Genomic DNA, 10,325 nt, shown 5'->3' with positions numbered 1-10,325 from the left:
TATAAGAGACAGGAGAGGGGTTGGGGTGAGGGTGGGCGGAGTGGGGTGGGTTCGGCGGTTCGCACACCCTCATCCGGCGCTGCGCGCCACCTTCTCCCGGAGGGAGAAGGGAACAGCGGGGCTCAGATGCCGGCCAGGAATCCCGCCACCGCCGGGCCGAACCGTTCGAAATCCACCAGGAACGCGTCGTGCCCCTGCGGCGATTCCAGCGGCAGGAATTCCGCTTGCGCGCCGCCTGCGGCCAGACCTTCGGCGATCTGCTGTTGCTGTTGCAGCGGGAACAGGATGTCGGTGGTGGCGCCGACCGCCAGTGCGCGCTGCACGCGGATCTTCGCCAAGCCCTTCTCGACGTTGCCATCGGCATACTCGGCCAGGTCGAACCAGTCCATCGAGCGGCTGAGGTACAGATAGCAGTTGGGATCGAAGCGGCGCACGAAGCGGCGCGCATGGCCTTCCAGGTAACTCTCCACCTGGAACTCCAGGCCGAACGGTTCCTCGTCGGGGCGGTCCGATTCCAGCCGCACGCGGCCGAAGCGGCCATCCCATTCCAGTGCCGAGCGGTAGGTGATCACGCCCAGCTTGCGCGCCATGCGCATGCCGGATTCGGGATACGTGTCGTCGTCGTACTGGCCGCCGTTCCAGTTCGGATCCAGGCGGATCGCCTCGCGTTGCAGCGAGCGGATGGCGATGGAGAACGGCAGCGCCTGCGCACTGCCGGAGATGTTGATGTGCGTGCGTGCGGCGCCGGGGTGCAGCAGCAGGTAGGCCAGCGCGGTCATGCCGCCCATCGAGTTGCCGATGATGCAGGCCAGTTGCTCGATGCCCAGCCCGCGCACCACGTCGAACGCCGCGTTGGCGCCGTCTTCCACCGACAGTTCGGGAAAGTCGAGGCGGTACAGCGTGCCGGTGTCGGGGTTGATGGAAGCGGGGCCGGTCGAGCCCTTGCAGCTGCCCAGCGAATTGACGCAGACCACGAACCAGCGGTCGGTGTCGATCGGCTTGCCCGGCCCAAGCATCGCCTCCCACCAGCCCTCGGCGTGGTTGCCCGGATTGCGTGCGGCATGCGCGTCCGGCGACAGCCCGGTGACGATCAGCACCGCGTTGTCGCGGCGCTCGTTGAGCGTGCCCCAGGTTTCGTACGCCATCCGCGCGCCATGCAGCGCGCCGCCGCGCTTCATGCGGAACGGCGAGGGCAGGGGATGGAAGCGGGTGCCGGGGGGGATGAATTCGGTCATTCGCCAAGTGTAGCGACCCGGGCGGCGCTATTCGCCCTGCCAGCGCAAGCCGACTCGCACCGGCAAGTGGTCCGAACCGATATCGGGTCCACGTTCCGCGTGCGTGCCGGCAAACCCCGACGAGACCAGCACATGGTCGATGCCGATACCGAACCAGCCGCGGGCCTCACTGGGGTAGGTAGGTGCCCATCCCGAAACGCGACGCAGGGAACGCAGGTCGCTGCCGAGCAACGCACTGGACCATGGCGTGGCATTGAGGTCGCCGGCGACGATGGTCGGTCGAGTCTTAGCCGCCGAGGCGAGTTCGCGCAGCAGGCCATCGCGTGCGCGGTACTTGCGCGTGGCCATGGGCGGCTTCGGGTGCGCGGCGACGAGGTGGACCGCACGTCCGTCGATATCGAGATCGGCCTCAATCCGCAGCGCACCCAGACCGTCGGGCAGCACGCGCACGTTGTGCAGGGGGCGGTCGGAGAGCACGCCCAGGCCGGGCGGAGATGCGAGCGGATGCAGCGCGTGGTGTGCGAAACCGCCGTACCGCCGTTCGGCCAGCGCGGCGGCGTAGTCCGGCGACAGTTCGGTCAGCACCACGAGATTGGCCGGCTTCTGTTGCAACCACTCGAGCAGTGCGTCGGGGTCGTGCTGGCGGATGTTGACGTTGGCGACCGCCACCACGAGATCCGGCAAAGCCTCCAAGCGTGGAGCAGCGGGACTGGCGGTAAGCCATGGCAAGGCCAGCAGTGGCAGGCCCAGCAGCCAGCGCCTGTCACGCAGCGCGCCCAGCATGCAGGCGATCAGCCAGACCGCGCCGTACAGCGGCTGCCAGTGCGCGAACAGATCCAGCGCCCAGCCGATGGATCCCTGGCCGGGCATCCATGCGCGCTGCAGCGGCAGCAGCAGTCCGAGCAGCGCAGGTCCGCCGATCCACAAGGCGATCCGGGACAGGAGACGGGTGCGGCTCACGTGGCGGTTGAGGCTTGGATCATCGCCGGAGTGTAGGCAGTGCGGCCGGGCGATGCCATTTCATCGAGGCATCGTGGTTGATCCGCTGTGCAGTGTTTCGCTCCCCTCGCCCTGCGCAAGCGGGGAGAGGGTGCCCGAAGGGCGGGTGAGGGGCGAGCGGAGTGGGGATGCTGGCGTTGCGATCGGTGGTCAACGTGCGTCAAATGCGTGGCCCGGAGAGTTCTGCGCGAAGAGCGCCCCTCATCCGCCCTTCGGGCACCTTCTCCCCGCAGGCGGGGAGAAGGGAGCAGATGGCGTCACGTGGGAGAGCGCGGCGTGTCCGAGTCCAGCAAGGTGCGGGTCGCACCCCCTCTCCCTGCGCAAGCGGGGAGAGGGTGCCGAAGGCGGGTGAGGGGCGAGCGGAGACAGGGTCCTTGCGCTGCGATGGACGATCAACGCGCCTCTGCGATGGGACCGCGGAGGGTTCTACGCGAAGAGCGCCCCTCATCCGGCCTCCGGCCACCTTCTCCCCGCTTCGCAGGGAGAAGGAACATCGCTGCGCTTCGCGGGGAGAAGGAACGTCGCTGCGCTTCGCAGGGAGAAGGAACGTCGCCGCGCGAGGGAGGGAATGCCGTGCTTACGGCACCACGCGATCGATCGTCAGCGTGTAGGTGCTGCCGGCCTTGACGTCGGCGGTGACGGCGGTGGCTTCCAGGTCGCCGCTCTGGGCGGCGGGGCCGTTGCCCTTGGCGATGCGGGCGACCAGCTGCACCTGTGGCAGCTGCGACAGCTTCATCGTAGGCATCGGACTGTCGCCGTCGCCGAGCGGCACGGTCACGGGGAACGCGGACACCGGCAGGCGCTTGGCGGCGACCGGCATCGGCGGGCCACCGACCTGGCGGGCGAACACGAACAGCGTGTCGCCGGGGGCGAGCTTGTCCTTCAGGGCTGGTGCGAGATCGACGGTGACCGTGAGCAGTGCAGGTGCGCTGTCGGTGGCCGGTGCGGGTGCTGTCTCCGCCAGCGGCGGCAGACCGGCTTCCGCGCGGGCTTCGTTGATCTGCGTGCGTAAGGTGGCGGCGGTGTTGGGGTCGACCTTGGCCAGCAGCGGTTCCCAGGTCTTCGCCGCCTCGGCGTGCTTGCCTTCCTGCCGCTGCGCGAGGCCGACGAACCACAGTGCGCGCTGGTGGTCGGGATTGATGGCGATAGCCTGGTCGAGCAGTGCGATGGCCTGCGTGTCGAGCTTGCGATCGGGGTTGTTGAACAGGCGTGCCTGCGCGGCTTCGACCAGCAGGTCGGCGTCGGTGGGCAGCAGCTGTACGGCGCGCTCGAAGGCTTTCTGCGCGTCGTCGAAGCGTTGCAGGGCGGCGTAGGACTTGCCCAGCAGGCGCCAGCCTTCGGGTTCGTTGGGCTGCTTCTTCAGTTCGGCTTCGAGCTGCGCGACGGCGTCGTCCAGCGTCGCCGGCATGGCGGCCGCGGCCTGCGGTTCGAGCGCGGCGGGGGTGCCGACCACGCGATACAGCGCGAACGTGGCGATGCCCAGCGTCGCCACGCCGGCCAGCACCAGCCCGCGCGCGTCGCGCCACAGCGGCCACAGCACCGCCAGCAGCACGGCCAGGGACAGCACGATGGCGAGGATCACGAAGGTGGTCATCACCACTCCTGGTCGGTGTCGTCGGTGGCGGGCGCCGGTTGCTTCGCGCGCTTGGCGACGATGCGGCCGACCCACACGCCGCCGGCCAGCAGCAGCAACAGCGGGCCGAACCAGAGGATGTAGGTGGCCGGTGCGACATCGGGCTTGTACAGCACGAACTCGCCATAGCGCTCGACCAGGAACTGCTTCACCTGGGCGTCGTTCTTGCCCTGGCGCATCAGGTCCAGCACTTCGCGGCGCAGGTCGTGGGCGATCTGCGCGTTGGAGTCGGCCAGCGACTGGTTCTGGCACATCACGCAGCGTAGTTCGGCGGTGAGCGCGTGGAAGCGGGCTTCCTCGCTCGCGTCGGTGAACTGCAGCGGAGTGGGGTCGCTGGCCTGGGCGAATACCGGCGCCGCGGTCGCGAGCAGGACCGCGAGCAGGAGGCGGCGCAGCAGGGCGGGGAATCGCGTGCTCATTGGCCGGCTTCGATCTTGTCCAGCGCCGGGATCAGCTGGTGGTCGATGATGGCCTGGTCGATGGCGCCGACATGCTTCCAGCGGACGATGCCGTTGCCGTCGACGAGGAAGGTTTCCGGCGCGCCGTAGATGCCCCAGTCGATGGCCGCGCGGCCTTCGAGATCGGCGATGACCATCATGTAGGGGTTGCCGAACTGCTCCAGCCAGCGCAGCGCGTCCTCGCGTTCGTCCTTGAGGTTGTAGCCGATGAAGCGCACGCGCTTGGTCAGCGCGAACTGGGTGAGGATGGGGTGCTCGACCCGGCATTCCGGGCACCAGCTGCCCCATACGTTCATCACGTAGGGCTGGCCGGCGAGGTCGGCGTTGGTGACGCGCTTGGCGGGGTCGTGCAGCAGCGGCAGCTCGAACGCGGGCGCGGGCTTGCCGATCAGCGGCGACGGCAGCGCATCGCGGCCGGCGCGGTCGGACTGCGACACGCCGTAGTACAGCAGGCCCATCAGGCCGACGAAGAACAGGCCGATGATGACCAGCGCGAAGGTCAGCGCACCGCGCGAGCGCGGCGGCGAGGGCGGGAGTTCGGAAGCGTTGCTCATGCGGGACGCACCTCGGATTTCCTGGGGTTGCGGAACCGGCGGTCGGCGGCGGTGACGAAGCCGCCCAGCGCCATCAGCGCGGCGCCGAGCCAGATCCAGCGGACGAAGGGTTTGATGTGCACGCGCAGCGCCCAGGCGTCGTTGCCGAGCGGTTCGCCGATGGCGACGTAGACGTCGCCCAGCACACCGGGCTTGATGCCGGCTTCGGTCATCACCTGGCCACCGCTGGCGTAGGCGCGCTTTTCCGGATGCAGCAGCACCACCGGCTTGCCGTCGCGCAGCACCTGCACGTGGCCGCGGTCGGACAGGTAGTTGGGGCCCTGGGTTTCATCGACGCCCTGGAAGTGGAATCCCCAGCGGCCGACCTCGACGGTCTGGCCCGGCTTGACCGCCAGTTCGCGCTGAACGTTCAGCGCTTCCACCAGCAGCGCACCGACCAGGAACACCGCCACGCCGGTGTGCGCCAGCGTCATGCCGAGCATTTCGGGGGTGAAGCGGCCGTTGGCGCGCAGGCGCTGCCAGACGAAGCGCAGCGTGCCCAGGCCGACCCAGGCCGCGCCGAGGATGCCGGCGGCGACCTTCAGCTTGCCCTGCGGCGCCATGAAGTACGCGATGGCGGCCAGCACCAGCGCCAGCCCGGCCCACGGCAGCAGCATGGCGAACGGCTTGGCCAGGTTGTCGCGCTGCCACTTGGTGATCGGCCCGAACGGCACCAGCGCCACCAGCGGCGCCATCAGCACGATGAAGAGCAGGCTGAAGTACGGCGGACCGACCGAGATCTTGCCGAGGTTCAACGCATCGGCGATCAGCGGGTACAGCGTGCCCAGCAGCACCATCGCGCAGGCGGCGGTCAGCAGCAGGTTGTTGGCCAGCAGCAGCGTCTCGCGCGAGCTGGCGGCGAAGTACGACTTCTCCGCTTCGCCATCGGCCAGCTGCGGCGCGCGCAACGCGTACAGCAGCAGCGAGCTGCCGATCACGAGGCCGAGGAAGATCAGGATGAACACGCCGCGGGTGGGATCGGCGGCGAACGCGTGCACGCTGGTGATCACGCCCGAGCGGACCAGGAACGTGCCCAGCAGCGACAGCGAGAACGCGGCGATGGCCAGCAGCAGGGTCCAGCCGCGGAACGCGCCCCGCTTCTCGGTGACGGCCTGCGAATGGATCAGCGCCGCGCCGACCAGCCACGGCATGAAGCTGGCGTTCTCGACCGGATCCCAGAACCACCAGCCGCCCCAGCCCAGCTCGTAGTACGCCCACCAGCTGCCCAGCGCGATGCCCAGCGTCAGGAAGCCCCAGGCGATGTTGGTCCACGGCCGCGTCCAGCGCAGCCAGCGCGCGTCCACGTGGCCGTCGAGCAGCGCAGCGATGGCGAACGCGAACGGCACCACGAAGCCGACGTAGCCCACGTACAGCAGCGGCGGATGGATGATCATCCCCGGGTCCTGCAGCAGCGGATTGAGGTCGCGCCCTTCGCCGGGCGACGGCAGCAGGCGCACGAACGGGTTGGAGGTGAAGATCAGGAAGGCGAGGAAGCCGATCGCCACCACGCCCATCACGCCCAGCACGCGCGCCATCACCACGTCCGGCAGGCGTCGCGAGAACAGCGCCACCGCACCGGTCCAGATCGCCAGCACCAGCGCCCACAGCAGCAGCGAACCCTCGTGCGAGCCCCAGACCGCGGTGTAGCGGTAGACCATGGGCAGCAGCGAGTTGGAGTTGTCGGCCACGTACTTGACCGAGAAGTCCTGTTTCACGAACGCCACGGTCAGCGCGATGAAGGCCAGCATCACCAGCCACAGCTGCGCGTACGCGGCTGGGCGCGCGACCGCCATCCACGCGCTCTTGTTGCGCTGTGCGCCGGCCAGCGGCAGCACCGACTGCAGGATGGCCACCAGCAGCGCCAGGATCAGCGCGATTTGTCCGAGTTCAGGAAGCATGCGTATTCCATCCCCTCGCCCTGCGGGCGGGGGTGAGAAGGATCTGCTTGCGCGGCATGCCACGCAGATCGTTTGAACGCCGGGCGCGCTGCGCCAGGCCGGGGTGGGTGCCGAAGGCGGGTGAGGGGCGAACGGAGGTGGTGGGCGTCTGCGAGCCGGGAGGTATCAACGCGCGCGGCAGTTCGGGGGTCGCGCGGAGCCCAACAGCAGAAGCGCCCCTCATCCGCCCTTCGGGCACCTTCTCCCCGCTCGCGGGGAGAAGGGACGAGATTGCTTCAGCGCGGCGCAGCGCCGAGCGTAACCGTCCTTCGCTCTGCGACTCGCAGTCCCTCTCCCTGCGCAGCGGGGAGAGGGTGCCGAAGGCGGGTGAGGGGTGAGCGGAGTCGCCGACGTTCAAACGAGGGGATTGCGTCCGCGGGCGCTGGTCGGGATTCGTGCGCATGCGTTGGGAAGCAAAAGCGCCCCTCATCCGCCCTCCGGGCACCTTCTCCCCGCTCGCGGGGAGAAGGGAGTGACCGGCAGGTGCGAGGCTCAATTCGTCGACCCCGCGGGTGCGGCGGGCACGTCGTGCTTCTGGTGCGCCTTGCCCATCTTGTCGGCGACTTCCTTCGGCATGTACGCCTCGTCGTGCTTGGCCAGCACGTCTTCGGCGACGAACACGCCGTCCTGCATGGTGCCGGTGGCGACCACGGCCTGGCCCTCGCGGAACAGGTCCGGCAGGATCTTGCCGTAGCGCACCGTCAATTGCGCATCGCCGTCGGTGACGCGGAAGTGCGAGGTCAGCGAGCCGGCCTCGCGGGCGAACGAACCCTTTTCCACCATGCCGCCGAGGCGGAAGCGCGCCTGCTTGGCGTCGCCGCGCAGGACTTCGGCAGGGGTGTAGAGGTAGGCCACGTTGCGTTCCAGCGCCATCGCGATGAGCGTGGTGGCGATGCCGGCCACCACGAGGGCGAGCAGCACGAACAGCAGGCGACGGCGGCGTACGGGGTTCATCGGTCAGCGTTCCAGATCGGCGGGGGCGGCGTGGCGGCGGGCGTCGCGCGCCACGCGCAGGCGGGCGGCGCGCAGTTCGCGGCGCACCTGCAGGCGCGGTGCCAGGAAGTCCCAGCCCAGCACCACGGCGAATACGGCGTAGGCGCCGATGACGTATTCCAGATAGGTCATGGCGCGGTCTCCCGGGTGGCGGCGAGTTTGGCCACCCAGTCCTTGCCGGCTTCGCGGCGCAGGTTGTCGGCGCGGGCGCGCGCCAGCAGCGAGCCAAGGAACCAGAACTTGGTGGCGATGACCATCAGCACCAGCGGCAGCAGCATGCTGTCGTCCATGCTGGATTCGCCGAACACGCGGATGGTCTGGCCCTGGTGCAGCGAGTTCCACCACACCACCGAGTAGCGGATCACCGGCAGCAGCGCCACGCCGACGATGGCCAGCAGGCCGGCCGCGCGCGCGGCGCTGCGGCGGTCGTCGATGGCGCCGTACAGGCCCATCACGCCCAGATAGAGGAACAGCAGGATCAGTTCGGTGGTCAGGCGCGGATCCCAGTCCCACCACGTGCCCCACATCGGCTTGCCCCAGATGCTGCCGGTGGCGAGGGTGATGACGGTGAAGGCGGCGCCGGTGGGCGCGCAGGCCATCGCCAGGATCTCGCACAGCTTGATGCGCCAGACCAGCGCGATGGCCGCGTAGAACGCCATCAGGCCGAACACGAACATGCTCATCCACGCGCTGGGCACGTGGATATAGAGGATGCGGAAGCTGTCGCCCTGCTGGTAGTCGGCCGGTACCACGAACAGCGCCTGCCACAGGCCGACGCCGAGCAGCACGAGGGCGGCCAGGTAGCACCACGGCGTCCAGCGCGCCGCGAAGCGGTCGAAGTAGGGCGGTGAACCGAGTTGGTGGAACCAGCGGACGAGGGGATTCATGCGGCGGCGGTCTTCAGGTCAGGGCGATGCGGATCGCCGCGGCGGCCGCCAGCGGCGCCAGCAGCAGCGAGAGCAGCAGGCCGGCGCCCAGCCAGAGGAGGGCGCCGGAGGCATCCAGCCCTTGTGCGCTGGCGGCGACGGCACCGGCGCCGAACACCAGCACGGGCACGTACAGCGGCAGCGCCAGCAGGGCCACAAGGATACCAGAGCGCCTCATGCCGACCGTCAGCGCGGCGACCACCGCGCCCAGCAGGCTCAGCAGCGGCGTGCCCAGTGCGAGCGTGGCCAGCAGCATCGGCAGTTCGCTGCGCGGCAGGTGCAGCATCTCGCCAAGCACCGGCGCCGCGATCACCAGCGGCAGCGCGGTGGTGGCCCAGTGGGTCAGCACGCGCACCAGCACCAGCCAGGCCAGCGGCACCGGCGCCAGGATCCATTGTTCGAGCGAACCGTCCTCGGCATCGCCACGGAACAGCGTGTCCAGCGACAGCAGGCCGGCCAGCAGCACGGCCACCCACAGCACCGCCGGCGCGACCTTCGACAGCGCCTGCGGCGACGTGCCCAGGCCGAGCGCGAACAGCACCACCACCAGAAGCGCGAACAGCGCCGGCTGCAGCGCGTCGCCGCGACGGCGCCAGAGCAGCTGCACATCGCGGGTGATCAGGGCGCGGGCGGTCTGGAGCAGCGAGGGCGCGGTGGTCATGCGTGGGGGCCCATGAAGCAGCCCCTTCCCCCGCGCGCGGGGGAAGGTTGGGATGGGGGCGAGGCGGAGTCGTTTGCAGTGATGGCGGCAAGGGAATTCCACAGGCGACTTCCCTGCATACGCGACACTCGATGCAGCGCCGTATCGGCGAATCCATGAGCGCCGGTTTGCCCCCACCCCAGCCCTCTCCCGTGAACGGGGGAGGGGGCGGTGCAAGGCGGATTCGGGGACATGGTCGGCTGTCTCATGCCGAGCCTGCCCGTTCCAGCACCAGCATCCGCGTCTGCACCGGCGGCGCGGCATAGGCGCCGTGCGTGGTGACCAGGGCGGCGCCGCCGTCGCGCAGGTGCGCGGAGATCATGCGGTTCACCAGGTTGATGCCGTCCAGGTCGAGGTTGGCGTAGGGCTCGTCGAGCAGCCACAGCGGCGAGGGCGACAGCCATAGGCGGGCCAGCGACAGGCGCTTCTTCTGGCCGGCGGAGAGCTGGCGGGCCAGGGCGTCCTCGTAACCGGCCAGGCCCACCATCGCCAGCGCATTGCCGGGCATCTGGCGCGCGCGGCGACCGTGCAGGCCGCAGAGGAAGTTGAGGTTTTCCAGCGTGTTGAGGTCGGCCTTCAGCGCGGGCAGGTGGCCGAGGTAGGCCATCGCATGCGCCCGGCGCGACGGGCCGGCGGGCTGGCCGTCGATGTCGATCTGGCCGGCATCGGCACGCAGCAGGCCGGCCAGCACCCGCAGCAGGGTGGTCTTGCCGACCCCGTTGCCGCCCTGCACCAGCAGCGCCTCGCCTGCGTCCACGGCGAAATCCAGCGGCCCGAACACCGGTTCGTCATTGCGCGAGAACGCCAGGGCGCGGGCAGCCAGCAATGGCGGGTGGCGGGGAGCGGCGTCG

At 69.6% G+C, this 10,325-nt stretch carries 11 protein-coding genes; all 11 read right to left on the bottom strand.

What is annotated here, in order from left to right; genetic code table 11:
• Positions 1–122: 122 nt before the first annotated feature.
• The gene (locus tag MMG85_RS18170; protein ID WP_241047310.1) at positions 123–1,235 is read right to left on the bottom strand and encodes a homoserine O-acetyltransferase; all 1,113 of its coding nucleotides are present in this window, start codon (positions 1,233–1,235) and stop codon (positions 123–125) included.
• Between the two features lie 27 nt (positions 1,236–1,262).
• Positions 1,263–2,195, bottom strand: coding sequence for an endonuclease/exonuclease/phosphatase family protein (locus tag MMG85_RS18165; protein WP_241047309.1), 933 nt, complete (start codon positions 2,193–2,195; stop codon positions 1,263–1,265).
• Positions 2,196–2,811: 616 nt separating this feature from the next.
• The gene (locus tag MMG85_RS18160) at positions 2,812–3,828 is read right to left on the bottom strand and encodes a tetratricopeptide repeat protein (RefSeq protein ID WP_241047308.1); all 1,017 of its coding nucleotides are present in this window, start codon (positions 3,826–3,828) and stop codon (positions 2,812–2,814) included.
• A complete protein-coding gene (locus tag MMG85_RS18155; protein ID WP_241047307.1) occupies positions 3,828–4,286 on the bottom strand; it encodes a cytochrome c-type biogenesis protein in 459 nt (152 codons plus the stop codon). The genes MMG85_RS18160 and MMG85_RS18155 overlap by 1 nt, the downstream gene beginning before the upstream one ends.
• Positions 4,283–4,879 carry a DsbE family thiol:disulfide interchange protein gene (locus MMG85_RS18150; RefSeq protein WP_277399950.1) on the bottom strand — a complete coding sequence of 199 codons (597 nt, stop codon included), beginning with the start codon at positions 4,877–4,879 and terminating at the stop codon, positions 4,283–4,285. The genes MMG85_RS18155 and MMG85_RS18150 overlap by 4 nt, the downstream gene beginning before the upstream one ends.
• Positions 4,876–6,816 carry a heme lyase CcmF/NrfE family subunit gene (locus MMG85_RS18145; protein ID WP_241047306.1) on the bottom strand — a complete coding sequence of 647 codons (1,941 nt, stop codon included), beginning with the start codon at positions 6,814–6,816 and terminating at the stop codon, positions 4,876–4,878. The genes MMG85_RS18150 and MMG85_RS18145 overlap by 4 nt, the downstream gene beginning before the upstream one ends.
• A 531-nt stretch (positions 6,817–7,347) precedes the next feature.
• Positions 7,348–7,809, bottom strand: coding sequence for a cytochrome c maturation protein CcmE (ccmE, locus tag MMG85_RS18140; protein WP_241047305.1), 462 nt, complete (start codon positions 7,807–7,809; stop codon positions 7,348–7,350).
• A gap of 3 nt (positions 7,810–7,812) precedes the next feature.
• The gene (ccmD, locus tag MMG85_RS18135) at positions 7,813–7,980 is read right to left on the bottom strand and encodes a heme exporter protein CcmD (RefSeq protein WP_055944050.1); all 168 of its coding nucleotides are present in this window, start codon (positions 7,978–7,980) and stop codon (positions 7,813–7,815) included.
• Entirely contained in the window at positions 7,977–8,735 is a 759-nt protein-coding gene (locus MMG85_RS18130; protein WP_241047304.1) for a heme ABC transporter permease, read from the bottom strand. The genes ccmD and MMG85_RS18130 overlap by 4 nt, the downstream gene beginning before the upstream one ends.
• A 13-nt stretch (positions 8,736–8,748) precedes the next feature.
• Entirely contained in the window at positions 8,749–9,435 is a 687-nt protein-coding gene (gene ccmB / locus MMG85_RS18125; protein ID WP_241047303.1) for a heme exporter protein CcmB, read from the bottom strand.
• A 244-nt stretch (positions 9,436–9,679) separates the two neighbouring features.
• Entirely contained in the window at positions 9,680–10,300 is a 621-nt protein-coding gene (gene ccmA, locus MMG85_RS18120; protein WP_241047311.1) for a heme ABC exporter ATP-binding protein CcmA, read from the bottom strand.
• Between the last annotated feature and the right edge of the window lie 25 nt (positions 10,301–10,325).

The sequence above is a fragment of the Pseudoxanthomonas sp. LH2527 genome, assembly GCF_022539275.1.
Taxonomy (GTDB): Bacteria; Pseudomonadota; Gammaproteobacteria; order Xanthomonadales; family Xanthomonadaceae; genus Pseudoxanthomonas_A.
This window is presented reverse-complemented; position numbering and strand designations above follow the sequence as displayed.

Bases quoted from the DNA above. Each gene is read 5' to 3' on its own strand.
- MMG85_RS18130 (WP_241047304.1), bottom strand. From the start codon at position 8,735: ATGAATCCCCTCGTCCGCTGGTTCCACCAACTCGGTTCACCGCCCTAC.
- MMG85_RS18150 (WP_277399950.1), bottom strand. From the start codon at position 4,879: ATGAGCAACGCTTCCGAACTCCCGCCCTCGCCGCCGCGCTCGCGCGGT.
- MMG85_RS18155 (WP_241047307.1), bottom strand. From the start codon at position 4,286: ATGAGCACGCGATTCCCCGCCCTGCTGCGCCGCCTCCTGCTCGCGGTC.
- MMG85_RS18145 (WP_241047306.1), bottom strand. From the start codon at position 6,816: ATGCTTCCTGAACTCGGACAAATCGCGCTGATCCTGGCGCTGCTGGTG.
- ccmD (WP_055944050.1), bottom strand. From the start codon at position 7,980: ATGACCTATCTGGAATACGTCATCGGCGCCTACGCCGTATTCGCCGTG.
- ccmE (WP_241047305.1), bottom strand. From the start codon at position 7,809: ATGAACCCCGTACGCCGCCGTCGCCTGCTGTTCGTGCTGCTCGCCCTC.
- MMG85_RS18160 (WP_241047308.1), bottom strand. From the start codon at position 3,828: ATGACCACCTTCGTGATCCTCGCCATCGTGCTGTCCCTGGCCGTGCTG.
- MMG85_RS18170 (WP_241047310.1), bottom strand. From the start codon at position 1,235: ATGACCGAATTCATCCCCCCCGGCACCCGCTTCCATCCCCTGCCCTCG.
- ccmB (WP_241047303.1), bottom strand. From the start codon at position 9,435: ATGACCACCGCGCCCTCGCTGCTCCAGACCGCCCGCGCCCTGATCACC.